The 24,982-nt window shown below is 46.7% G+C and carries 21 protein-coding genes; 12 read left to right on the forward strand and 9 right to left on the reverse strand.

The features are described from left to right. Positions 1–55: 55 nt before the first annotated feature. Both O9X78_RS11380 and O9X78_RS11385 read left to right on the forward strand, forming a co-directional pair. Positions 56–307 (forward strand): YfiR family protein, encoded by a 252-nt coding sequence (locus O9X78_RS11380; RefSeq protein WP_269619809.1) that lies wholly within the window; start codon positions 56–58, stop codon positions 305–307. 20 nt (positions 308–327) lie between these two features. Further along, on the forward strand, positions 328–1,884 hold the full coding sequence (locus O9X78_RS11385; protein WP_269619810.1) for an ATP-binding protein: 1,557 nt from the start codon (positions 328–330) through the stop codon (positions 1,882–1,884). A gap of 13 nt (positions 1,885–1,897) precedes the next feature. Here the strand turns inward: O9X78_RS11385 and O9X78_RS11390 are convergent, their stop codons facing one another. The 3 genes from O9X78_RS11390 to O9X78_RS11400 form a co-directional block, all read right to left on the reverse strand. Beyond that, positions 1,898–4,675, reverse strand: coding sequence for a GGDEF domain-containing phosphodiesterase (locus O9X78_RS11390; RefSeq protein ID WP_269619811.1), 2,778 nt, complete (start codon positions 4,673–4,675; stop codon positions 1,898–1,900). A gap of 62 nt (positions 4,676–4,737) precedes the next feature. Beyond that, positions 4,738–5,898 (reverse strand): hypothetical protein, encoded by a 1,161-nt coding sequence (locus O9X78_RS11395; RefSeq protein WP_269619812.1) that lies wholly within the window; start codon positions 5,896–5,898, stop codon positions 4,738–4,740. Beyond that, a complete protein-coding gene (locus O9X78_RS11400; protein ID WP_269619813.1) occupies positions 5,895–6,425 on the reverse strand; it encodes a type 2 periplasmic-binding domain-containing protein in 531 nt (176 codons plus the stop codon). The genes O9X78_RS11395 and O9X78_RS11400 overlap by 4 nt, the downstream gene beginning before the upstream one ends. A 408-nt stretch (positions 6,426–6,833) precedes the next feature. On the opposite strand from O9X78_RS11400, the gene O9X78_RS11405 reads away from it, so the two are divergent. Beyond that, entirely contained in the window at positions 6,834–8,000 is a 1,167-nt protein-coding gene (locus O9X78_RS11405; protein WP_269619814.1) for an FAD-dependent oxidoreductase, read from the forward strand. 246 nt (positions 8,001–8,246) lie between these two features. On the opposite strand, the gene O9X78_RS11410 is transcribed toward O9X78_RS11405, so the two are convergent. Then, positions 8,247–9,137, reverse strand: a complete 891-nt coding sequence (locus O9X78_RS11410) for a TIGR01777 family oxidoreductase (protein WP_269619815.1) — start codon at positions 9,135–9,137, stop codon at positions 8,247–8,249. Positions 9,138–9,164: 27 nt separating this feature from the next. After that, positions 9,165–10,034, reverse strand: coding sequence for a MerR family transcriptional regulator (locus tag O9X78_RS11415; RefSeq protein WP_269619816.1), 870 nt, complete (start codon positions 10,032–10,034; stop codon positions 9,165–9,167). A gap of 123 nt (positions 10,035–10,157) precedes the next feature. On the opposite strand from O9X78_RS11415, the gene O9X78_RS11420 reads away from it, so the two are divergent. Next, complete coding sequence (locus O9X78_RS11420) at positions 10,158–11,168, forward strand: NAD(P)/FAD-dependent oxidoreductase (RefSeq protein WP_269619817.1); 1,011 nt, start codon at positions 10,158–10,160, stop codon at positions 11,166–11,168. Between the two features lie 115 nt (positions 11,169–11,283). Here O9X78_RS11420 and O9X78_RS11425 read toward each other — a convergent pair whose 3' ends face one another. Next, positions 11,284–11,823, reverse strand: a complete 540-nt coding sequence (locus O9X78_RS11425) for a PepSY-associated TM helix domain-containing protein (protein WP_269619818.1) — start codon at positions 11,821–11,823, stop codon at positions 11,284–11,286. Positions 11,824–11,909: 86 nt separating this feature from the next. Beyond that, positions 11,910–12,938 carry a transporter family protein gene (locus O9X78_RS11430; protein WP_269619819.1) on the reverse strand — a complete coding sequence of 343 codons (1,029 nt, stop codon included), beginning with the start codon at positions 12,936–12,938 and terminating at the stop codon, positions 11,910–11,912. A gap of 156 nt (positions 12,939–13,094) precedes the next feature. Between O9X78_RS11430 and O9X78_RS11435 the strand changes: the two genes are divergently transcribed. Together O9X78_RS11435 and O9X78_RS11440 are read left to right on the forward strand one after the other, a co-directional pair. Next, positions 13,095–14,369 (forward strand): ATP-binding protein, encoded by a 1,275-nt coding sequence (locus O9X78_RS11435; RefSeq protein WP_269619820.1) that lies wholly within the window; start codon positions 13,095–13,097, stop codon positions 14,367–14,369. Then, positions 14,366–14,908: a response regulator transcription factor gene (locus O9X78_RS11440; protein ID WP_269619821.1), complete on the forward strand. Its 543-nt coding sequence runs from the start codon at positions 14,366–14,368 to the stop codon at positions 14,906–14,908. The genes O9X78_RS11435 and O9X78_RS11440 overlap by 4 nt, the downstream gene beginning before the upstream one ends. 77 nt (positions 14,909–14,985) lie before the next feature. Here O9X78_RS11440 and O9X78_RS11445 read toward each other — a convergent pair whose 3' ends face one another. Both O9X78_RS11445 and O9X78_RS11450 read right to left on the reverse strand, forming a co-directional pair. Further along, entirely contained in the window at positions 14,986–17,934 is a 2,949-nt protein-coding gene (locus O9X78_RS11445) for a choice-of-anchor I family protein (protein ID WP_269619822.1), read from the reverse strand. Between the two features lie 144 nt (positions 17,935–18,078). Then, entirely contained in the window at positions 18,079–19,302 is a 1,224-nt protein-coding gene (locus O9X78_RS11450; protein ID WP_269619823.1) for an argininosuccinate synthase, read from the reverse strand. Between the two features lie 216 nt (positions 19,303–19,518). Here O9X78_RS11450 and O9X78_RS11455 point away from each other — a divergent pair, with 216 nt between their 5' ends. From O9X78_RS11455 to pyrC, 6 genes are all read left to right on the forward strand, one after another. Continuing rightward, positions 19,519–20,601: an ABC transporter ATP-binding protein gene (locus O9X78_RS11455; protein ID WP_269619824.1), complete on the forward strand. Its 1,083-nt coding sequence runs from the start codon at positions 19,519–19,521 to the stop codon at positions 20,599–20,601. A 3-nt stretch (positions 20,602–20,604) separates the two neighbouring features. Further along, positions 20,605–21,531 (forward strand): ABC transporter permease, encoded by a 927-nt coding sequence (locus tag O9X78_RS11460; RefSeq protein WP_269619825.1) that lies wholly within the window; start codon positions 20,605–20,607, stop codon positions 21,529–21,531. After that, positions 21,518–22,300, forward strand: coding sequence for an ABC transporter permease (locus O9X78_RS11465; protein ID WP_269619826.1), 783 nt, complete (start codon positions 21,518–21,520; stop codon positions 22,298–22,300). The genes O9X78_RS11460 and O9X78_RS11465 overlap by 14 nt, the downstream gene beginning before the upstream one ends. Before the next feature lie 42 nt (positions 22,301–22,342). Continuing rightward, entirely contained in the window at positions 22,343–23,401 is a 1,059-nt protein-coding gene (locus O9X78_RS11470; protein ID WP_269619827.1) for a polyamine ABC transporter substrate-binding protein, read from the forward strand. Between the two features lie 122 nt (positions 23,402–23,523). Then, a complete protein-coding gene (locus O9X78_RS11475) occupies positions 23,524–23,799 on the forward strand; it encodes a ComEA family DNA-binding protein (protein WP_269619828.1) in 276 nt (91 codons plus the stop codon). 148 nt (positions 23,800–23,947) lie between these two features. Then, the gene (pyrC, locus tag O9X78_RS11480) at positions 23,948–24,982 is read left to right on the forward strand and encodes a dihydroorotase (protein ID WP_269619829.1); all 1,035 of its coding nucleotides are present in this window, start codon (positions 23,948–23,950) and stop codon (positions 24,980–24,982) included.

The following is a 24,982-nucleotide window of genomic DNA, read 5'->3' on the forward strand; positions in this document are numbered from 1 at the left end:
CTCAGCTTGCTTAAGAATGGCCATAATCTGGCTATCTGAATAACGGGGTACTTTCATGCAGAATCTCCTTCAAACTATTATGAGAAAATTCTACTTATCGCTCCAGCTATTTATCGGGGTGATTACCCTATCAGATCGCGCAATTCTAACTGTGAGCGACAATGACAACTTTATTAAGCTCGGTGGTATGATTCAACTTCTTATCGACAACGGAAAAATTCGATTTGACATTAATCGATCTGCAACCGACCGCGCCGATCTTAAAGTAAGCTCTAAACTACTGGGTTTGGCACGCAATGTTAACTAGCACTCTTTCGACTAGTACTCATGCTTCGACTTACTAACATTCCAATACGACTAAAGGTCTTGGTAGCAATTGTTGGAACAACCTCGATATGCCTGCTTATCACCGCCCTAGTATTCGTAGTTTATAACTGGTTTAGTGTTCGCGAAACCTTGAACGACAATCTCTCTGCCGTTGCCGAGGTATTCTCACTGAATACTACAGCCGCACTCAGCTTTAATGATGCCACTGCTGCAAGTGAAATGCTGTCATCACTGCAAGCCAAGCACGAAGTTCTTCAGGCGTGCTTATACAAACATGACGGCACCGGCCAGCATTTATTTTCTCGCTATGCCCGTGACAATGGCAGCGCGTTGCGATGCCCAGACACCCCGCCAAGCAAGAACACATATTCCTACAACTACCTCGAAGTGGTTAATCCAGTAATATTAGGCAATGAACGCATCGGCAGCATCTATATAGCGCGCGGATTAAGTGATCTATGGGCATCTACTCGCGTAGAAAGTACGGTTGTAGGCATAATGGTTTTAGCCAGCATCGCCATGGCATCAATTCTTTCTTTATTCTTGCAACGCTTTCTGTCTAATCCAATAGTGGCATTACTAGGCACCATTAAAAAAGTATCTACCGCAGGCGACTATTCACATCGCGCGACACCAACAGGCAACGACGAAATTGGCGAGCTAATTGTTAACTTCAATAATATGCTAAGCCAAATTGAAAGCAAGGATATTGCACTTGAGGCGGCGCGCGCAGAACTGGAATTACGCATAGAGCAATCCAATAAGGTGAATTTTGAGCTAGAACGTGCACTGAAACGCTTAAAAGAAACCCAAGAACAACTAGTAAATAATGAAAAAATGGCATCTTTAGGCGGATTAGTCGCGGGGGTCGCTCACGAGATAAACACCCCCGTGGGCATTGGCGTTACTGCGGCTAGCACGTTAAGGGAGGATACTAAATCAGCATTTAAACTATATGATGAAGGTGAATTAACCAACTCTTCGCTAAGGCGCTATTTTGGAATCTGCATGCAAGCTACAGAAATCATACTGGGAAACCTCCAAAGAGCCGCTGATTTAATACATAGCTTTAAGCAGGTCGCAGTGGATCAAAGTAGCAGCGAATATCGAGTATATGAATTAAAAAAATATATAGACGAAACGTTCTTGAGCCTCAAACCTAAGCTCCGCAGCACAAATCTTAATGTAGAGATTAATTGCGACCCTAGCTTAACAATTAATTCAGTACCCGGCGCAATGTCACAAATTATTACCAACTTAGTCATGAATTCAGTCCATCACGCTTATGAGGAAGGGCAAAAGGGCTGTTTACGTATCGTAGTTGAAAGCCTGCCGGAGAATATCCTTATTCACTATAGCGACGACGGAAAAGGTATGCCGCCTGAGGTGGTAGCCAAAGTATTTGACCCCTTTTTCACCACTCGCCGAGGCGCCGGCGGCAGTGGTTTAGGTATGCATATTGTTTATAATTTAGTCACCCAACAACTAAAAGGCACGGTAAAAATTCGCAGCATATTAGGACAAGGAAGCTCGGTTCACATCGTCATTCCAACGTAAATACCGAGCCATATCAAAAATCACTTACTTTAAGAGACAAATCCAAGGCACTAATCGGCATTGGTCTACAAACATAGTAGCCCTGTACATACTCAACACCGATATCGCGCACGATCTCAAATGCAGCTCTATTTTCAACGCCCTCAACAATGACTTTCTTACCTAAGTTATGACACATTTCCACCATAGACTTAACAAGTACCTGATCACTTTCACGCTCATGTATAAAGCGAATAAAAGACTGATCGATCTTAATATAATCTACCGGCAATTCCCGCACGTACTCAAAGGATGTGAATCCAATTCCAAAATCGTCTAATGCTACCTTTGCGCCGACATTCTTAAAGTTATTAAGCAATCTGCGCGCGCTGCCCAAGTCTTCTAACGCATCCGTTTCAACTACTTCAAAAATTATACGAGCTGGATTAGCGTCAGTTCTATCAATCATATCAGCAAGACGTGTTTCAAAATCTGACTGCTCTAAAGTAGACGCCGTTATATTAATGCTTAAGCCAATATGTATTCCTGACTCCTCCCACATTTTCTGCTGTTTCAGCGCCTTTTCCATAACCGTAAAATCAAGCTTTGGCATTAAGCCTGATTCTGCGGCGATACCAAGAAAATGCACTGGCGAAATAAATTGCCCCTCGTCATCTAACATTCGCACAAGGCATTCACAATGGCTGATACTATTGGTACTCAAATCAAGAATTGGTTGATAAAAAATCACTAAGCGATTAGCAGTCAATGCTGATTGCAACTGCTCTCTCATATGATATTTTTCTTGTCTCGAAACACGGCCAGAATCTTCAGAATCTGTAGCGTAATACACACTACCCCTAGCTTTACTCTTCACTTTACTCATCATAGATGTGGTATTAGAGATCAACTCGTCGATACCACTTAACTCATTATCGTAACGGTCAACCACAACAGAAATAGACACTTCATATTGAACATCGTCTTTAGAGAATACGTAGCGTACTAATTTTTCTAGACCAAAATCTTTAACACGTTGTTTTAAACTTAACTGATGACGAATCAAAGCGCAAAACTCACCCGAACCGGTACGAGCAAGTAAGCAACCATCGGGTAGCAATCTTACAAAGTTCGCGGCAATTTCATTTAACAAGCGATCACCTGAATCGAATCCAAAGCGATCATTAAAAATAGCGAATTCATCGATATCAAACATAACCAGTTCGATGAGCTCAGTGTCTCGATACTGCACTATCACCTCGCTGGCGAGCTCGGTGAAACTGCTGCGATTAAGCAGACCTGTAATCCGGTCATGCTGCCCTAACCAATAGAGGCTTTCCGCCGCCTCCATACGCTCTGTCACATCTATTCCCATAGAGAGTATATGCGCTTCGTCGTTAACATATAGACACGTGTGCGTCCAAAGAAAATATAATTTTTGACCGTCTTCGGTAAAAAAGGGCATTTGTCCTTGGTATTTTTTCCCGATCTTATCAGTTATATGTAACAACGACGCAGACAGGGACTTACTCTGATTCTCGTTTCTTACCCAATTATTAATATTTGCGTTCGTGGGCGACTTAGTGGCGAGTCCAGTTAGCTCTCTACCTAATTTGTTAATATTACGAACTTCACCAACACGATCATGGATAATGACAACGAGAGGCGACGCATCGAGTATTAGCTCATTAAACAATTTGGCTTCAGTGATGGCGCTAATCTTTGCTTTAAGCTCATGTCGATGTTCATCAACACTCGCATTCATTATCTCTAAGGATTGAACAACCTCACCGAGTGTATATTGAAGAGTATCTATCTCATCAATATACTTTTTATCAGAGACATCATTTTTGAGAAGCTTCTTCGCCTCTGTCAGCCTACCGCTTGGCAGCATCGGTAAAATTTTTGCCAGTTTCATTAACCGATCAAGCGATGGCTTTAAAATAAAGCTGATAAGAAGAAGAATCAGCGCCAACGTAATCAAGGTCGACAAGAAAATATCTTTTACAGTTTGTAACAGTAAGGCTCTAACATGACGCTGATCCTGGATAACTGCAGCATAGGAAATAACACCATCATTTTGACTCAACGGAAAAAATCGAGCACTGTAATAGCCGCCTGCGGTGATACCGAAGAAATCATGACTGCCTCGTGAACTATATTTATTCGCCCTCAATATGTTAGCGAGGATGTTACCCGATTTAGCCCCGTTACTAGCTGCATATATCCGCTCAACCGTCAGATTCTGACTTGATTGATTTATTTCAAACAAGGCTATATCAACATCAGTAATTTCATAAAAGTCTTGAATGAGCAGCGTCGCCGAGCGATTAATATTAATAATTAACTCACGACCATCGTCAGTAATAATAGGAACAAACACGCTTTGAAAGCACTGAAGCACACAATTCAGCACCGCAACAGGCCGCTCAAGCTGATTAAGCAATCCGAGCGCATTGGCAACTTGCACTTTACTAGGCCCGAGACTAGATCCGTCCTGCGCGGCACTTGCTAAAACAAGCCCATTTCTATCTAAGTAATAAATTGAATCTATACCTGAAATCAGCGAAGGTGCCACCACGCCACCACTACTGATTTCGTCTTCACTCGGGATAGAACGCTGATCAGCTAAGCGAAAAAGCTCCTTACTAGACCGATCATTTAAGCCTCGAAATGTGTCCTCTAACCTACTTAAATTTTCTTTAATCCTTTCCTGCTGCAAACTGACCGTTTTTACAAAGCTTAAATAACCACGCCCCCCCATCACCATGGTCACTGCTAAAAATAAAACAACGCTTAACTTACGCTGCAAGCCAAGATTGACGACTGGCCCATAGGAATCAGGCGCTACATTATTTTCTTCATTCGACGCTTTCAGAATCTGTACCCTAACATAACGGCGAATATTTCTGTGCGCTGGCTAAGTGGCACATTATCGATATTATCAACACCAGGTATTCCAGATACGCCTCTAATACCATAGGCATTTACATCTAGTATCCAATTAGGCTTAGGTGCCCAGCGCACACCAACAACAATGTGCTCACTGTCTGTTTCATTTCGATGATCTCGATCAGTAACAATATATTCATAACGACTGGTCAGCGTAATATCCGGCTTCAGTCTGTATTGTGCTTGTAAATAGGCCGATTCAAGTTCCTGATTTTGCGAACCCTGCGCCGTCCTAAAATCAGTAGTTATGAAACTGTACTCTGTTGTAAACGTCCAAGAAGGCAAATTTTTCTGCGCAGAAACAACGTAACCAACGGTATCTAGCGTCACGTCCGCCATGTTTGCGAAACTAGGATGCAAATCAAGATGAATGTTGAACATTGAGAATCCAAACTTACTATCCCCGCCATTTCTAGAATGCTGTAGTTGCGCAAAGACCGGATTTTTAAGCTCGCCCTTATGAATAATAGAGGCTTCTGGTCCGAAGAGATTCCTTAGAATACCTGCAGAGAGACTCTTACTTCGCCCTAAAGTGAAATTGAAGGTAGTAGAGTTTTCATCAGCATCCCAATAACTGTAGAGCTGCGCGCCGTCACTAGCAAAGAGCAACTCACGGAAACCATTCCCCTCAAAATAAACCGCTTGTGGCATTAAAATTGTCTGCCTAGTGAACAACACATCTCGGGTATCATTATAGAAACCGAAAGCGTTTCGAACGCGACCCAACCTAAATCCTAAGCCAGACATTTCATTTTCTAATGATTTAATATCCGCGAATAAAAAATCGACTTTCAAATCACCATTATCGGTACTTCCAGCATCACGACTTAGTAATTGCCCAGAAATATTTAATGTTGAAGTCACTCTCCAGCTCGCGTTAACACCAGCCTCAGTATATTCCGTACTACCACGCAAACTATTGCCATAAAAATTATTGCCATCACTGAGTAGATACGCTTGAGACAAAAATCCATGGACACGTACACTGTCGTCTGTATTGCCAAGGCTAACACTGGCACTACTTAGGGCGAGCAAACCAAACAGTAGACGACGTAAAATTGATTTATAAGCATAATCCATCATTTATTACTCGTAGCGGGTTCGGAAAGCGAGCTTTTCGGCTGGGGATTTTTAGAATTTAGAGGAGTTGCTACTGCATCGGCGGTCACGTAACCAATGGCACCGGGCGTTGCGCTTACAATGGCCAATAAATCCTTCTCTGTGTTTACAATGGTCGGCGGTATACCGGTGCCGCTAAATAGTAATCGATCCCATTGTTCGCGAAGTACATAGGGATAAACTTTAAGGACTGATTTACAAAAAAGTTGATGAATTACGTTATTGTCTGGAAGAACAAACACTTTAATTGGTAATTTACTCTCCCAACTCTTTTTACGAACGGCGAATATCGCCCGTAAGCTACCTAAATCTAACTCACTTTTTTTAACGTCCGAATTTGTGATGACGACAATGCCATTGTCATTGAGTGTCGTAATGAGTACATCTGCGTGGGTGGAATAGCAAAATAAAATTGGCAGGAACAAAGCTAGGATGCTGGCTTTCAATGCATTTAGAGGTTTGACATATTTTGAGATAGTAGGGTTACTCAACACCTTTTTTCTCGCAGAGTAGCTAATTCTGTCATTTCCATATGAATACCCTGATAACTGTCAAGACGAGGCGTTACTAAACCAAATAAATATTTACCTTACTAAATATTATGAAAATAGATAAGAGACTACTTACACACCCAGATGAGACCCTTCAGAATAGACACACTTTTCTTATAAAATCATGAATCGTAATTTCCCAGATATAAAGCTGGTTTTCACCTATCGCGACGCTGCGTTATTCTCACAACTGACTAAGAGTATAATAGAACATCTCGACTATTTAGCTAGGAAATCTACTTATAAATTTTAAACTCTATATGCCTGTACGTTTATCTTCGAAAGCTCAAGGCCTATGCAATAAACCACCAAATAGGTTTACACTTGTTTAGTATCAACAACTCAACAATGTATAGACCAAATAATAAGGCGGCAGTAATCAATACTCAACAATACGTCATCTTAGTCGGTGGCGGTCACGCACATGTACAAGTAATCAAGCAGTGGGGCTTACACCCCATCGCTGGCGTTACGCTGACCCTAATTTCACCACAATCCCAAACACCCTATTCCGGTATGCTCCCGGGCCTTGTCGCAGGTCACTACACGGCAAATAACGCGCATATTGATTTGTTGGCACTCTGCCAGTTTGCAGGCGTGATATTCATCCAGGACGAAGTTGCCGGGATCAATATAACCAGTAAGGAATTACATCTACGTGGAACCGATCATCCTATTCGATTCGATGTTTTATCTATTAACAGTGGTATCACTCCTAACTTAGTCATTCCCGGGGCAGCGCAATTTGTCACACCGGTTAAACCTATCAGCGAGTTTTATCCAAGATGGCAGGAGACACTCAAGGTTCTCAGCACTTCAATCACCCCACAATCGATCGCCGTAGTCGGCGGCGGAGCGGCTGGGGTAGAGTTAATTCTGGCAATGCGGCACGCCATATCTCAGTGCACCAAGATCGACATCCCGGTCACACTTCAGCTAGTCTATCGCGGTGACGAGCCTCTCATGGATTTTCCAGCTCGCATTAAGAAACTGATCAATACCGCACTCGTAGAAGCGGGCATTCAGCTCTACAAGAATCGTGATGTTTATGAATTAAGCCTCAACACAATTCACTGCAAACAAAATCCAGACATTCACAGCGACCATATTTTTTGGTGCACCAATGCAAAGGCACCAGAATGGCCGCAGGAATCGGGTCTAGATATAGATAAAAATGGCTTTATTAGTGTGAAGGATACGCTTCAGTCAAGCAGCCATGACTTCATATTCGCTGCGGGTGATGTTGCGCAACAATACAATCATCCACGGCCACATGCCGGCGTCTTCGCTGTAAGACAGGGACCAATTCTTTTTACGAACCTACAGAGGAAATTAAAGGGGCAGTCATTAATAGAGCACCGCCCACAGAAGCACTTTCTAAGCATTCTTGCTATCGGCGGAAAAAGGGCAATCGCTTATCGGCGTTTTTGGCCCGCCCTACAGGGTAAGTGGGTATGGCACTGGAAGAACTCTATCGACAAGCGATTTATGATGATGTTTGTTGATTTAGATTAGGCGCACCAGAAAAAGCCGTTATTTTTTAACTTTAAAGCCAGCCAATTTCATACTCGCTATTTTATCAGAGTCGGTCTTTCCCCCTAGTCGCCAAAGCTTTCCCTCACAAATAGCAATATTCCTGCAGTTCTGCAAACATCCTCTACACGGTAATCTCGCTCTCATAGTTCCCATATTCGCTCCCATAACTGCGCTAAAATTTTGTAATTTCTTGACGACACAAACCAGACGGTTACATCTACGTAATTAATTAAGTAAATCGATCAAGGCGGACTTTAATTTACTAAATTCAAAACTAAACCCTCTGTTCGATAACGTCTGAGGTATTACTTTCTGGCTATCTAATAACAAACTAGATGACTCACCGAGCAAAGCCTGTAAAACAAACCTTGGCACAGGAAAAATAGCTATACGACGTAGTGATTTCGCAAGCGCCTGTGTAAACTCCCTATTTTTCTCGGCAGTTGGGGCTACCAAATTTACTGGACCGGAAATGGTTTTCTCCCTTAACAGGAAGCGCATCGCACTAATATGATCACGATAGTGAATCCACGCCATATATTGCTGGCCACTACCTATACGGCCACCAAGACACAGTTTAAATGGCAATAGCATTTTGGCTAGCGCGCCACCTTGCTTAGCTAAAACAATACCGGTCCTCAATAACACTACCCGCGTATAGGGCTCAGCTTGGCGCGCAATACTTTCCCACCGCATACACAGGCGTGTTGGGAAATCTCGTTCCGACACCGACGATTTTTCTGTTAGGGATTCATCTCCGCGGTCGCCATATACACCAATTGCCGAGCCGCTTAAAAACACCGACGGTGGCATGGCACTTTTGGCAAACAAATCTACTAGTTGCTGAGTTATCTCCCAACGACTCTGACAGATAATATTTTTTTGCTCATCACTCCATCGCTTATCAATAATCGGCTCCCCCGCGAGGTTGATTACCGCATCAAATTCATCAAGATGCGCAAGCGCCGACAAGGACTCAATGCATGTAACTGAGGAGGGCAATGTCGGTTTTGATTTCGCAATCGACCTAGTGAGCACAGTGAACCGGCAATCCTCGGCACTTTCAATAAACGCCAAACCGATTAAGCCTGTGCCGCCTGTTATCAATATATTCATCACACATCTCGGTTAATAGACAAAGAACTACCGCTGTTTAAGCATACTCTTAAAGCAGCTCTCCAAATTGGCGAACACACGACGATCGTCGCTTAAATTGGCGAGAACCGCAGCCGTGCCGCAGACAAAAAGCCGCGTATTTTCTAACAGCGCACCGTCGATCAAACCATTCTCTTTATTCTTCCAAATACCGTCCTCATAGAAAACGACATGGGATTCACTAAACTTATTCGCGAGCTCAACCGCTGCCGCAACGCTATACCGCTGACTAAATAGATAGGTCGAAAAATCGGCGTCAGTCAATTCCAAGGCGGTTAATGCCAAACGCCACAGAGGCGCATACTGACCTGCAATTAACGTCACCGAAAATGGGTCTTTTTTTGAAGCAGCCTTGGTATTCGTTCGGCCTAGGGCATATCGAATGATCTCATTCTCTACAAAGCCAGATGCTGCTCCATGGTCATCTCGCAAGACCAGTGCAGATAAAAGCGGCTCGATCAAACGATCTCGACAAATAGGTACCGGATAATTTGCAAATGTTTCTTGAATTATATGGGCAAGCTTAGAAACTGAGAACGCATCTATAGCTAAAAGCACGTCGGTTAATAAGCCCTGCCAACTCTCCGTCTCATCAAACTGTGACGATGATGAAGCCCCGTCATTGAGCAAACGCCTAACCTTACCGAGGGGAACTCCTCTGGCGACGAATCCTAGAATATTACCAACCGTGACAACATCATCGTCGGAATATAGTCGGTGCCCTTTTGGTGTTCTCTGCGGTTTTAATAAGCCATACCGACGTTCCCACGCCCTAAGCGTGACCGTGTGAACCTGAGTGCGCGCGCTCAATTCACGAATAGGAAACCGTATATTTGCCTTTGACTCATCATTTTTCATTACCGTATTTTCACCACACCCTACTGTCTATTTCGCTCGACAATACTTATACAAAAAGTAGATCTGTACAAGAAAATTCATATACATTATGATTTTTTGTACAAGTATTTAAATGAGCAAAGCATGATACCTACCACGAGAGATATTGCCATCATTGGCGCAGGTACAGCAGGCTGCTTCACTGCCCGCACACTCACCGACGCCGGTTTTAATTGCTGCCTGATCGAAAAAAGTCGAGGCCTCGGTGGGCGCTGTAGCCGCAGAAGAGTTGATGATGATTACGGTATCGATTTGGGCGCACCAGAATTATCGGTAGGTCATATCACCAATCCAGCCCTTCGCGAGCAAGTTAGTAAGTGGTTGAACGACGGACTGCTATCCAAGTGGATTCGGCGAACAGCTACATTTGCTAATCCCGCAAAGACTGAGCCAGTCGAGTCATTCTGCGCCGTTCCATCAATGAACGCATGGCACAAAGACGTCGCCAAAGATATTGCTTGCTTCACAGGACAACGAGCGCACACATTAAAGAGGCTGGGCCACCATTGGCACATATTCGACGAAAACAGACAACTAATCTGCAAAGCCAGCAAACTTGTTGTCGCGACGCCAGCAGAACAAGCATTCACCTTACTAGCTGGGATTAATGACCTAGGCTTTAATCCGTCTAGATTCGGCAACAACTTGCCCCAGTATGTCTGTGCCTTAGCATTTCCAGAATCGCTCCAGCTAGGGGCAGATATGTTCCGCGGCGAGCACGACGCACTGGATACCGCAGTCCGGGAAGACAGCAAACCCAGTCGCATACGCCTTAGTGAACAACACGAAGTGTGGGTGCTCCAAAGCACCCACACATGGGCACAACAACAGGCACACCGAGAACATCAACATGCAGGAATCGACTTAGCAATCGAATTTTGCGAGCATTTTAATATTAGCGCACCGCCAAGAATTCTAACGTCGCACTACTGGCGATTAGCCAGACATAAAGTATCCAATGTAAAAGCATCATCTTTTTTATGGAACGACGTATTGCAAATAGGGTGCTGTGGAGATTGGCTAGACGGCGGTGACATTCAAGGTGCTATCACTAGCAGCCTAGGCTTGGCTAAAAAAATAATCATGCAAAACTGATCACTGAACTACTCATTCGAACCACCCCGCCTTAGTGAAGAAAAGGCAAACTGATCAACATTGAAAAGTACCTCACGCCACCACCGGGGTTTACGACACGTTTTTTGCAATACAATTAGAAAAGCATAAACGACAAGAACACTAACAACCCTGCACCACTGATGAACAGGGTTTTGCGTCTATACATCGGCGACATCCAGCCAAGATATAAGCCACTCAGCATAATCAGCACCAAGCCCAGGGCAAATATTTTTTCTAACACCACATACAATTTTGGGCCGTGCCCCTTATGAAGCTCCATCAGGGTGGCTTGTAAGTTGGGGTCTACCTCTTCGACATCTACGCCTGATTCGGTTTGTCTCAATGTGTAATTAAGGCGGCTTGAAGGGCGTGTATAAAAATTATCACCGCGTACTTTAACCTCTTCAACTCGGGTGTCGATATTCAATGACGTCAATAACGAAGACACATCCGCAGACAAATTCGGGCTTTTGGCATCTAGGCGCGCACCATCAATATGACCGACCACCGTTCGCGAAGTCTCCCCCTCATAATCAAGCAAATACAAACCGCCAGACACTGCCATGATCATAACAAAAGGAGAAAAAAAGGCGGCTAGATAAAGATGGATAGAGACGAATAACTTGCGCGACATAAGAAACTCTCTTTGAAATAAACAGGAACTGAATTATCACCGCTTACGCTGCGAGATGCATTAGTTTCAACTATCTAAATTCAGACTCAAAATGCGTACTGCCAGCCGAGATTCAAGCTTGATTTTGTTTCCATTTGCGGGCCATCCAGCTCTTGGTAAAACGGCACGCTATACTCAAGCGCAAGCCGCTGACCCTTGAGGCTGCCAGCAATAAACAGGTAATTTGCGCCGATGGCGATATCACTGCGCTCACCGCCTTGCGCCTTGGGATCTGCGGTCGGCACCATCATCGGATTCAATTCAGAGTTAAAACCATCGATATTATCCCAGCTGCTGTGTTGAATTCGCAGCGAGCTACTAAAAGATTGCGACCAGCTGCGAGCCACCCAAGCACTGAGTTCATATCTATCGCCGAGGGTGTATTCATTGTCGTTTTCAGAAATACGATGCGTTGCCAGGAATTGCGCGCCCCAATTGAATAGCGTGGAATAGCCTTGATAGGTAATACCGGGCAACAAATCGTAAGTACCAGAACCTAACTGCATTGAATAGGGCAGCTTAGCATTCGCCATTGCCGGGGTGTCATCGCGCTCGTCGATAGACCCTGTTGGCAAACTTACGCCGAGATTCAGATGCACACGGTGACGCTGGTCAGCAGAACGGTAAATATTTAGCAACGCGCTAGCTTTTACATCACCGAGACCATCGGATTCGGTGCTAAAGTTAGCCCCCATTCGCGTCACGTGCGACATCTCTTTTTTGATTAGCGGAAGCATCAGCATGACGGTCACGTCATCATTTGGCGCATACATAGCCCCAAACATATGCATATCCATGGTCATCTTGCGCGGCGCTACCATATAGGCGCCAGGACTCATCATCGTGCCAGTAATATCACTCGCCGAGCGCGATTGCGTACCATCTAGATTTCCGTCCATCTCCATCCGCATATAACGGTAGGACAACATCCACTCGCCTCTTTTGTGAGTGTGATCACCCATGACACCAATTGGCGCGTGGGATATTGCCCCCGATGCCGGTACAGAACTCACTGATTCATGGGCCAACAGGGGCGACGATGCCAGTAGTGCAGCCAAAAAATACGTCTTACGCATGTGGGCGCCATCCTTTGAAATAAATTGGGCCGGAAGTATAACAAGCGATGACTCAAAACAGGATGCGACAATGTGTCGCACGGCAAACTCGTCGCAGCAGTCACTAGACGCGTATACTTGTCATTTTACTACCAATAAACGCCAACCATGATCAACATGGCACTACCGTCTTCTAGATTGAACCCCAACACCGCGAATTTACGCGGCCTATGTATTATTAGAAGCTTGGTCATTGCAGGCCAATTTGCCGCCGTCTTGTACGCCGAAGCTCAGCTTGGCTGGCTGCTCCCCTATGTGATGTTAAAACTCCTACTCGGCGCTATTACGGTATTTGCACTATTTAGTTGGTGGCGCAGCTTTCGCACCTGGCCGGTCACCGACATCGAATTATTTATCCACCTCTGCATCGATATACTTGGCTTTAGCGCCGTATTGTATTTTTCTGGCGGTGCCAACAACCCCTTTATTTCCTACTTACTGGTACCACTCAGTATCGCTGCTGCAACGCTACCCTGGACCTATGCGTGGACATCAAGTGCCCTCGCCTGCGCCGCCTATAGCTTATTATTATTTTTCTACATTCCGCTGGATGCCGTCGCTCCCATGCACCACCAACACGGTATGTCACCTAACACCCATATCGTTGGCATGTGGGCGAGCTTTCTAGTGAGCGCCTTACTCATTAGCTACTTCGTCTTTAAAATGGCCCACCGCTTGCGACAACGGGAAAACGAGTTGGCGCGCAGCCGAGAACACCGGCTTCAAGATGAACAAATGCTGGCCGTTGCGACCCTAGCGGCAGGAACCGCCCATGAATTTGGCACTCCGCTGTCAACTATGAAGGTCATTCTCGAAGACTTGGCAGAGCAAAGTCACGGGGATGATGCCGATGATATTCGCTTGCTAGAGCAGCAACTTGATCATTGCAAAGGCATATTGAGTAAATTAGTGAGTACCGCTCGCGATCTTAGCGAGGGTGAATTTATTTCTGTGAATGCGGGACAATTTTTAGCAGAACTAACGGAGCGCTGGCAGGTATTGCGTCCTGGCTGCGAACTTCGAACCACCATTGATAGTGATACCAACAAAATACTGCTGCATCTTGACGGTACGGTTAGTCAGGCGATCTTAAACTTGCTTAACAATGCCGCCGATGTCAGCCCTAACGATATTGATCTGGCATTAAGTCAAGCCGACGGCGACCTAATCTTTGCTATTAGCGATCGTGGGCCGGGCCTGAATCCACAGCAGGTCGCTATGTTAAGTAAGGCCTTTGTCAGTACAAAAGGTAAAGGTCGCGGCTTGGGCTTATTCCTAAGTCATGCCACCGCGAATCGCTACGGTGGATCCTTACGTTGGCAGCAACGCAAGGACGGCGGCAGCCGTGTAGAATTGCGATTACCGCTGAATAAAGTGCGGGGGCAAGGATGAAGCAAAGCAAAGAAAAGTTCTTACTGGTTGACGATGACGTCACGTTCAGCACAACACTGTGCCGGTCGCTCGAACGGAGAGGCTATAGCGTGACAATTGCCCACAGCGTGGATGATGCACTGCTGCGTTGCAATGAGTTTACTCCCGATAAAGCAGTGATCGACTTAAAGCTAGACACCCGCTCCGGGCTAAGCCTTATTCCAGTGCTGCGCGAGCGTTTTCCCAAGTTGCGGATGATCGTACTGACCGGCTACTCCAGCATAGCCACCACTGTCGATGCCATAAAATTGGGAGCGGACAATTACCTACAAAAACCCGCTGGCACGCGGGAAATTCTCACCGCATTCGAGGACAATGCGCCCAACCCCGAGCCCGCCAGTATCAGCCTCAGCCCTCCCTCACTGGATCGTATAGAGTGGGAACATATTCAACGCGTACTGACTGAAAATGACGGCAACATTTCTGAAACGGCCCGGCAACTCGGCATGCATAGACGCACTCTGCAAAGGAAATTACAAAAGCGACCGGTGAAGACCTAAATCATCGAATAAATTTATTTGACGCGAAAAAAAACCGCCTTGGTGACAAGGCGGTTTACTAATTCAAAATAATAAATTTATTCACTTACGCCTGGGTCAATTTGAAGAACCTGAACATTACCCGTCGAGGCATTGGCAACGGCAATATAGCCATTGTCATCAATGAAAAACGCCGTGATACCATCAGCGCCAATATCCCCAACATCAGCAGACGGATTAAGACTGAAATTGCGATTGTTCACATACTGAATAAATTGCACACCCAGCGGCGAGGTAATATCGTAAACAGCTATACCTCCGGTGCGCTGCAAACTAATAAACGCGTATATGCGGCTTGAACTCGACAGCAAGGTAATACCCTTGGGCTTAGCACCGCTCTCGTCGCTACCTTGGTCGCGATCATTAAATCCACTATTCACTAAGGTTTTCGTAAAGTTAGCCAAATCAGAACCGGAGTCGTACATCAGCTCGCCCTGCTCACTCCATATAGAAAATGAACGCGCGCCAAAGGCAGAGATCTGGTCAATGTCACCGTCATTATCAGTATCACCAGACTTGGTACTGACAAACAGGCGACCCAGTTGACTACTGTCTTGCGCAGCAAGGGCGCTGGGGTTAGAAGAATCAACATCTGGGTTGCCAAACACCCCCAGATCTTGCGCTCGTACAGCCTCGGTAAAGACAGAATTTTCGCGAGCCTTACCTTCATTTGCCGTTACAAAATAATTTTTATTAGCAAATCGATACGATGCAATACCGTCTGGTTGATAGAGCCCATAGACACCATCCCAGTTGCGAATATTGATAGCATTGTCATCGTTAACATCTAGCTCATTGCCCGCAACACCAAAGTCCTTGCTGCCCAAGGCAACAATGCGATCAATACTAAGACCATCTAGATCAATAACCGCTACCGCATTATTTTCTTGCAGGGTGACAAAGGCCTTATTGTTATCCAATGATACCGTTATGTGTTCTGGCTCTAAATCTTGCGCAACCGTCGGATTATTCGCGCCAAATATACGCACGCCAGTAGGTAGTTCCGTACCGCGACTAGAGCCAACATTAAAGTCTGCAAACCCAATAGTCGTAACGGTAGCGCTATCAACACCATCGCCTATATCAATAACCGTCACAGAGCCAACCGGGTCAGACGCGTAGTCATCGCTAGGGACACCCTCATTCGCGACCAAGATCCGGCTCGATAGCAAATCAAACACCGCCATTTTAGGCGCTGCACCAACACTGAAGGTATCCACTAAACTGAGATCAGCCAGTGAATACAGCGCAACAATGCCATCCGCCTGCGGATTAACATTATTAATGGCTACCGCGGCATATTCACCACCAACGGCAACCCACTTCGGCGCACCAATAGTAATACCTGCATCTGTCGCTGCAGCGGCTAGGTTTAACTGACTATTGCTTGTCGGCGGCGCGAGGGGAGTAGAAATATCCCAGACATCCACCGCATTTGTTTCGTTATTAACTACAAACATTTGACCGTTGGTGCTGTCCGCCGCGACGGACGTAGCTGCGTTTGCGCCAAAACTCGTGCTAGCCAATTTATAAGACGCTGACGTGGTGGCATTGTTATAGGTCAACGACACCGCAACGGGTGCTGACGACTGCACAACAAAGGCGCCAATGGGTAGCACGGCGGCAATACTGGCGTCGCCATAAATGCCGTACTGGTTATCGTTTAGCAGCACGGCAAAATTAGAATCTAATAGCGCCATACCTTCTATGTTTTCAGGCAGTGGATCAATGGTACTGGGCAGCGGCATGGTCAGTGAATCAAAACCAAGCTGTTTAACCACAAACTTGGTATCCGAAAAGATGTCCTGCTGCTCCGCGCTGGGCACAGTGCCAACGGCGCCTGCGCCGGTGTTAAGAATATTGGTCGCATCCGCAAGATTGATTCGGAAATATTTGCTGACATTTCTAGCTTGTTCAACTACCACCAAATAGTCTTCAGCCAGCGCAACGGCCTCATTAATGGTGACTACATTCTGTGGCAGGAAATCGCCGTTACTATCTAGGTCGCCCTTGTTTGTTGACTTAATAGCAAAGTTTGACGGAGGGTCCAGTCGATAAAGATATTCACCCACCATGGCACTGGGTGTACCGTCGCTGTTGAGTGCAACTTTACCAATCCGCACAACCCGCGACGTGTCAGCGGTATCAGCGTCTGGATTTGCAAGAGGACCTTGCATAATAAAATATAAAAACGCGTTGTCGGGCGTTAGGGCTAAAGCCTCTATACCACGACCAGTCTTACGCCGTGAAAAAATAGCCGGTAAAATGGCGTCACTGACGGTGTAATTAGCCCCACCAACCTCATTGATTGTGCCGCTGGGAACTTGACGTTGCAAAATCCGACCGTCGGTATCAACAAGAACAAGACTGGGACTATTCTCTTCCGCAAGCCAATACTTACCATTGTCGAGCACCACCAATGCCTCGGGATCAATCCCGTTTGCCGTTGGCTGCAACTCAACTCCATCCGGCCCAAATGCTTTATCACTAGCTCGGTTAGGAAGGCCATTGACCTCAACACCATTACTGCCGCCCGTTAAGGGGAGAACACTAACTTGCTCTAGCTTTAATGCGGCGCCAATACCGCTAAGCTGCCATTTAACGATCTTGGGCGTGTAGCTTGGTATCGCGAAAATCGAACCACTACTTGCACCACAGAAATTAGCCACACCAATAGCGGCCTGACTGTCTGCACAGTCAATCGTGGGGCCGCGATCACTAATGGTGTAAAACACGTCATTCGACCCAGAGAACGGTCGAAATGCGCCACTGCCAAAAGACTCAGTGAGATTCAATGTCGAACCGCCAGCGAATGAGACCGTCGCCAAGCTCTCGTTAATCGTAAACTGACGAGAGTTAGGCTCGGTGCCAGTAGCTCTTGGGCCACTTCTGCCGTCGCCGCTACAGGCTGAAACCATCGCCACACCTAAAACAAGTGACAGCACTTTTAGGCTACGTGCGTAAATCTGCGGTTCAAAAAAAGTCATCAATAGCGTCCCATTTTGCAAATACAGCCAGCGCAAAAGGTGCACCGGAGCTTAAGCATAGTGGCCAGATAGTCCGGCCGTTATTGTTTCTTTATCGGCTAAAGCAAAAAAGGGGCTGAATCACCCCTTGGTACTAAAAAGCAATTACGACAGCTGAGAACGTCCCTTGTTTGCCGCGATCCGCAGGCGCAGGGCATTTAGCTTAATAAAGCCTTCTGCGTCTTTTTGGTTATATGCACCGGCGTCGTCTTCAAAGGTAGCAATCGCTTCATCAAACAAAGAGTTATCCGATTTACGACCCACTACGACCACATTCCCCTTATAGAGTTTCAAACGAACTACACCGTTGACGAATTCTTGCGACTCGTCAATTGCCGCCTGCAGCATACGACGTTCAGGGCTGAACCAATAACCGTTATAGATCAATTTTGCGTAACGCGGCATTAACTCATCTTTCAAATGCGCAGCTTCGCGATCTAAGGTGATTGATTCTATGGCGCGATGCGCGCGCAGCATGATGGTGCCACCTGGCGTTTCATAACAGCCACGTGACTTCATACCCACGTAGCGGTTTTCAACTAGATCTAAACGGCCAATACCATTGTCGCCACCCACTTTATTCAAGGCTTCGAGCATAGTCGCTGGACTAAGTGATTCACCGTTTAGCGTTACCGGATCACCATTTTGGTAGCCAATTTCGATATACGTCGGTGTATCTGGCGCCGCTTCAGGACTCACACTCCAGCGCCACATATCCTCTTCTGGCTCCCAATATGGGTCTTCCAAATTACCGCCTTCGTAGGAGATGTGCAGCAAGTTAGCATCCATGGAATAAGGCGATTTTTTCTTCTTGCCAGCGAAATCCACTGGAATATTGCGCTCCGCACAATAGGCCATCAAGGTCTCACGAGACGTTAAGTTCCACTCACGCCATGGTGCAATAACCTTTATACCGGGTTTAAGTGAATAGGCACCCAGCTCAAACCGAACCTGATCGTTACCTTTACCGGTCGCACCATGTGAAATCGCATCAGCACCGGTCTCATTAGCAATCTCGATTAGACGTTTGGCGATCAACGGGCGAGCAATCGACGTGCCCAATAAGTATTCGCCCTCGTATATGGCATTGGCGCGAAACATGGGGTAAACAAAATCACGTACATATTCTTCGCGAAGATCATCGATATAAATTTCTTGAACACCCAGCGCTTTCGCTTTCGCGCGAGCAGGTTCGACTTCTTCACCCTGACCTATATCGGCGGTAAACGTGACCACCTCGCACTTATAGGTATCCTGTAGCCACCTGACAATAACTGAGGTATCGAGGCCACCTGAATAAGCCAACACAACCTTGTTGATATCCGACATTACACACTCCGCTAGATCCCTACAAAACGCCATGTTTGCAGGATGAAAAAAAGACCGCCATTTTACCGGTCTTTACGCCGCCGCGCCATGCCGCATTGAAACACGACAAATATACCTAAAATCAATTGAAATACGGTGCATTAAAGCTATTGACGTGGGGGCCGGCAGCGGAAAAAATAGCGGCAATCGCAAATCGCCACGGAAGCCACCCAAGCAGTGTTAGAAATCATTGATGTTTCGCGCAGGTTTGGCGACTTCGTCGCTTTAGACAAAGTAAGTTTGCACATTCAAGCGGGCGAATTTTTTACCTTACTTGGCCCATCCGGCTGCGGTAAAACGACGCTACTTCGGCTTATTGCCGGATTTGACCATGTGGACGAGGGCGAAATTTTACTCGACGGCAAATCCCTGACAGCTCTGACACCAGAGCAACGTCCAGTGCACACTGTTTTCCAAAACTACGCCTTGTTTCCGCATATGACCGTGGCAGAAAATATCGCCTTTCCGCTGCGCATGGCCAAAACTGCCAAACCTGTCATCGATCTAATGGTGCGCGAGATCCTCGAAGACGTGCGCCTCCCCGACAAAGCAAACCATTACCCAAATGAGCTATCCGGTGGCCAAAAGCAGCGTATCGCCATCGCTCGGGCTTTGGTAAACAGGCCCAGACTGCTACTTTTAGATGAGCCACTGTCAGCCCTAGACGCGAAATTGCGCGAGCAAATGCAAATTGAGTTGATCAATCTGCAAAAGGAAGTTGGCATTACATTCGTCTACGTTACCCATGACCAAGGTGAAGCGCTGGCACTATCTCACCGGATCGCGGTGATGAATAAAGGAGAAATTAGCCAAATAGACGAGCCATCAGTGCTCTACAGCTGTCCCGACAACCGTTTTGTCGCGGACTTTATTGGCCAATGTAACTTACTCGACGCCACAGTCATCAGCGTCGGCGGTCGACATTTACGGATCGCCATTAACGGCCTTGGCGAACTAGACGTTTGCCCAAACCCTGAAATCGATTTCGCTGAAGGCGACTCCTGCGCACTTACCCTACGCCCGGAAAAAATTCGCCTGGCGGCCACATTGACCAAAGAAGATGACGAAGTCCTTTTTAGCGGTAAAGTGCATGACATGCTGTATTTAGGCGACGTCACGGTTTACATCATCGAACTTGCCAGCGGCGTTTTAATTGAGGCCATGCTCGCCAATGACGCACCCGGTCGCACACGCTTATTTGATACCGATGATGCAGTACAAATTGCATGGCGCACCGACGCCGGCCACTTGGTGCCGTAGCCAGTGAGCGCACTTAGCAAGAAAGCCCTTATCCGCGCTGAACGACTGAGCAGCCTGCTGCTATCACTCCCGCCCGGACTTTATCTTCTGCTGTTTTTTGCCGTCCCGAGCTTGATGATGCTGTTCGCCTCATTTCGCTACTCAGGTGAGTATGGTGGTTTAGCGCCGTGGTATTACATTGAGGATGGCGGCTTTACACTCGACCTAACCCTGGAGAACTGGCGGCGGCTATTCGAAACAGAGATTTACTTAAGCCTGCTAATTAAATCACTGACGTACGCACTACTAACCACCTTGATATGCGTACTGATGGCTTACCCACTTGCGCTGATGATTGCCCGGAGCAGCAAGCGCTATCGAGATTTATTGCTGCTATTGGTGATACTCCCTTTCTGGAGTAATTTCCTAGTACGGATTTACGCTTGGATGATCATATTCAGCCCTCAGGGCGCACTTACTGCAGCGTTGAACGTCGTTACCAGCGCCCTCGGGCTAGAACCGATTTCACTGATGTTCAGCAGCACAGCTGTCATTACCTGCCTTGTTTACGTGCACTTGCCCTTTATGATTTTGCCCTTGTATGCAAACCTTGAGAAGCACGATAACCGCTTACTTGACGCCGCCCAAGACCTCGGCGCCAATCGTTTCCAGTGCTTTTGGCTGATCACTTGGCCGCTATCCTTGCCCGGCATTTACGCCGGCGCGGTCTTAGTATTTATTCCCTCTCTGGGCATTTTCGCCATCCCCGACCTACTCGGCGGGACCAATGGCATCATGATTGGTAATGTAATCAAACAACAATTTGTCGAATCCCGCGATTGGCCGTTTGGCAGTGTGCTGTCATTAGTACTAACAGCAATAACACTGCTTTTAGTTCTTCTTGCCGCCAAACTTGGCCGCCCAGCAGGAGAAGACAATGGTAAAAAATAGCGCTTACCCCAGCAAGGCATTGATCAGCGCTGGCACATTAGTCTATTTATTTTTATACCTACCGTTGGTTGTGGTTGTGCTCTTTTCCTTTAACGATTCAAAGCTCAATGCCGAATGGGTAGGCTTTACGTGGAAGTGGTATGAAAAACTCTTCCAAAATGGCGAAATTCTTCACGCAGCGGCAAACTCGCTAATAATTGCCACCATTAGCGCCTTACTTGCCACCGTACTCGGCACCCTAGCCGGACTCGCTATCCACCGTTTCCGGCAAAAGTGGCTGTCTGCTCTGGTACTTGGCCCCATTGCAATGCCAGATATTTTGATCGGCGTTAGCCTGCTCCTTATGTTTATTCTTTTTAACGTCACTCTTGGCATGACATCAATTATTCTTGCCCATGTTAGTTTTTGTATCGGCTTTGTTGCCTTGGCGGTTCAGTCCAGACTTTCCGGCATGGATCAAAGCTTGGTGGAAGCCGCCCGCGACTTAGGGGCGTTACCAACGCAAGCCTTTCGCCTCGTCACTCTGCCGCTTTTAAAGCCCGGCATTATTGCTGGCGGCATGATGGCATTTACACTTTCTATTGACGATTTTGTAATTACGTTTTTTACTGCAGGCGTCGGCAGCTCGACGTTGCCACTGGAGATTTATTCCATGGTAAAAATTGCTGTTACGCCTGAAGTGAACGCGGTGTCGACCCTGCTTATGCTGGTCACATTAATTATCATCACCGCGCTGTCCCGAATCTCACCCATGGTGTTGAGACAATAAGCCGCTATAACCTTTACCCAACCCTTTACAAAGGATGCTACCGTGAAAAAGATACTGTGCTGTTTTGTGCTGTGCGTTTCGCAAATTGCTATGGCTGAGAAAGCATTACATTTATTCAACTGGAACGACTATATTGCCGAAGATACCGTCACGCGTTTTGAAGAACAATGTGGCTGTAAAGTAGTACAGGATTACTTCTCTGCCACCGAAGAAATGATGGCAAAACTACTCGCCGGTGCCGGCGACTACGATGTGGTGATACCAACTCAAAACGCAGTGGAGGCCTTAATCAAGCAAGACTTCTTACTACCACTAGACAAGAGCAAGCTAAGCAATCTGGGTAACACCGCGAAAGGCTTTTTAGACAAAGCTTACGATCCGGGTAATGTGTATTCACTGCCTTACGCCTTTACCACAACTTTAGTTGGTTACAACGAAGAAAAAATAGCAGAGTTGGGCATAAATCCAAGCGACTGGTCTATTATTTTCGATCCAACGGTATTGGCAAAGATCAAAGGCAAAGTCACCGTTATGGATGATTCAGAGGAGCTGTTCGGCGCTGCACTGAAATACCTCGGCTACTCCATAAACGATAACGATGAAAAACACCTAAAAGAAGCTCAGGCGGTCATCCTGAAAGCCAAACCTTACTGGGCAGCCTTCAATTCATCTAGCTATATCAAGGAACTCACCGTTGGTAATATATGGGTCGCACACGGCTACTCCAGCGATATGTTCCAAGCCCGCGCAGATGCAGCAGAAGCCGGTCGCGACTTTAGCGTCAACTTTGTACTACCTAAGCAAGGTGCCGTTTTGGCGTTAGACAATATGGTCATTCCGAAAAAAGCGCGCGATCCTGAGCTAGCCCTGCAATTCATCAACTTTATGATGGCGCCAGAAAATGCCGCCGAGCTGACCAATGTCGTTGGCACAGGCAATCCAAACGCGGCTGCAACACCCTTTATTGAACCTGAGATTTTGAAAATCTCCGCCATTTTCCCCAATGACGAGGTTCAAAAGAGCTTAGAAACCGTTAGTGCGCGCAACGCTAAACAACGCCGCCTAATTAACAAACTATGGACAGAAATCAAAGTTCGCTAAACAAGTAGGAAAGCCTACTTTGCATAATTGTTGACATGCTCTATGCTTGGAATGGGCGCACCAGAAGGTGCGCCCAGCTTAAAACTGCTTTTACACTCTTCATCTTGAAAAGGATTTTTACGATGAAATACTTTCTATTAGCACTGCTTTTATCCCTCCCCTTTATCAATGCTAGCTTCGCACTGGACGTCAACACCGCCACCGCCGAAGAACTGCAAACCTTAAAAGGGGTTGGCCCCAAACGCGCAGAAGCCATTATTCGCTACCGCGAAGAAAACGGCCCCATCGATTCCGCCGAAAAACTCATGAGCGTACCGGGCGTTGGTGCCAGTATCATTACCTCAAATAGCGAAGAATTAACATTTAGCGCCAGTAAAACGGCAAGCTCACCCAAGTAATCTTGCTAGACCGGTATAAACACCTGCCGCGCCATCGTGACAGGTGTTTATGCCCCCCTCAAATTCCTGTAGCATTCTCCGCCAGACATCACGCCTCCGAAACCGGCTCAAATAGGCCGCTCAGCGGACGCTAGCATTAAGGCGAAACATGCAAACCCTAGAAATAACCCGCCCCGACGACTGGCATATTCATTTACGAGACGGGGAGGTATTAACTCATACCGTCGCAGACGCCAGCCGCTATTTTGGCCGCGTCATTGTCATGCCCAACCTAACTCCGCCCGTGCGCAATCTCGCTGAAGCGAAAGATTACAAACAGCGCATTGAAGACGCGCTACCAATCGCAGGCCACAAGCTGCAGCCCTTAATGGTGCTGTATCTTACTGACAATACCCAGCCCGAAGATATTGCGGCAGCGGCAGCATCCGACGTAGTTTACGCAGCAAAACTCTATCCCGCCGGCGCAACCACTAATTCAGATTCAGGCGTCACAAGTATTAAAAAGCTCTACCCCGTGCTCGAAAGTATGGAAAAGCACGGCTTGCCGCTACTTGTTCACGGTGAGGTCACCGACTCTGATATTGATATTTTTGATCGCGAGGCCCGATTCATCGACCGCTACTTGCGTCAAATAAGTAAACAATTCCCGGCACTAAAGTTAGTGCTCGAACATATCACCACCTCAGATGCTGCGCAGTTTGTCACTGAGTCATCTGACAATATTGCAGCAACGATTACCGCGCATCACTTACTGTACAATCGCAATCACATGCTGGCAGGTGGTATTCGCCCACATTATTACTGCCTTCCGATCCTCAAGCGAAACACCCACCAGCAAGCACTTATCACCGCCGCAACATCGGGCAGCCCAAAGTTTTTCTTAGGCACCGACTCCGCGCCCCACGCGCGCCACCGCAAGGAAACCAGCTGCGGCTGTGCTGGCTGCTATACCGCGTACGCCGCCATTGAATTATATGCGGAAGCGTTTGAAACAGCAGGAAAGCTGGAGAAACTAGAGGCCTTTGCCAGCTTCTACGGCCCCGACTTTTATGGCCTGTCCAGAAACAAGGACACCATTATTTTACAGAAGAACAGCTGGACCGCACCGGAGCAACTTCCGCTTGGCCCAGACACAATTTACCCTCTGCGTGGCGGTGAGCAAGTACACTGGCAGGTAGCCTGA

This window comes from Zhongshania aquatica (genome assembly GCF_027257955.1).
Classification (GTDB): Bacteria; Pseudomonadota; Gammaproteobacteria; order Pseudomonadales; family Spongiibacteraceae; genus Spongiibacter; species Spongiibacter aquatica.

Excerpts from the sequence above, each read along its gene's own strand:
- O9X78_RS11380 (WP_269619809.1), top strand. The coding sequence starts at position 56 with ATGCAGAATCTCCTTCAAACTATTATGAGAAAATTCTACTTATCGCTC.
- O9X78_RS11385 (WP_269619810.1), top strand. The coding sequence starts at position 328 with ATGCTTCGACTTACTAACATTCCAATACGACTAAAGGTCTTGGTAGCA.
- O9X78_RS11395 (WP_269619812.1), bottom strand. The coding sequence starts at position 5,898 with ATGATGGATTATGCTTATAAATCAATTTTACGTCGTCTACTGTTTGGT.
- O9X78_RS11405 (WP_269619814.1), top strand. The coding sequence starts at position 6,834 with ATGTATAGACCAAATAATAAGGCGGCAGTAATCAATACTCAACAATAC.
- O9X78_RS11410 (WP_269619815.1), bottom strand. The coding sequence starts at position 9,137 with ATGAATATATTGATAACAGGCGGCACAGGCTTAATCGGTTTGGCGTTT.
- O9X78_RS11415 (WP_269619816.1), bottom strand. The coding sequence starts at position 10,034 with ATGAAAAATGATGAGTCAAAGGCAAATATACGGTTTCCTATTCGTGAA.
- O9X78_RS11420 (WP_269619817.1), top strand. The coding sequence starts at position 10,158 with ATGATACCTACCACGAGAGATATTGCCATCATTGGCGCAGGTACAGCA.
- O9X78_RS11425 (WP_269619818.1), bottom strand. The coding sequence starts at position 11,823 with ATGTCGCGCAAGTTATTCGTCTCTATCCATCTTTATCTAGCCGCCTTT.
- O9X78_RS11430 (WP_269619819.1), bottom strand. The coding sequence starts at position 12,938 with ATGCGTAAGACGTATTTTTTGGCTGCACTACTGGCATCGTCGCCCCTG.
- O9X78_RS11435 (WP_269619820.1), top strand. The coding sequence starts at position 13,095 with ATGGCACTACCGTCTTCTAGATTGAACCCCAACACCGCGAATTTACGC.
- O9X78_RS11440 (WP_269619821.1), top strand. The coding sequence starts at position 14,366 with ATGAAGCAAAGCAAAGAAAAGTTCTTACTGGTTGACGATGACGTCACG.
- O9X78_RS11445 (WP_269619822.1), bottom strand. The coding sequence starts at position 17,934 with ATGACTTTTTTTGAACCGCAGATTTACGCACGTAGCCTAAAAGTGCTG.
- O9X78_RS11450 (WP_269619823.1), bottom strand. The coding sequence starts at position 19,302 with ATGTCGGATATCAACAAGGTTGTGTTGGCTTATTCAGGTGGCCTCGAT.
- O9X78_RS11465 (WP_269619826.1), top strand. The coding sequence starts at position 21,518 with ATGGTAAAAAATAGCGCTTACCCCAGCAAGGCATTGATCAGCGCTGGC.
- O9X78_RS11475 (WP_269619828.1), top strand. The coding sequence starts at position 23,524 with ATGAAATACTTTCTATTAGCACTGCTTTTATCCCTCCCCTTTATCAAT.
- pyrC (WP_269619829.1), top strand. The coding sequence starts at position 23,948 with ATGCAAACCCTAGAAATAACCCGCCCCGACGACTGGCATATTCATTTA.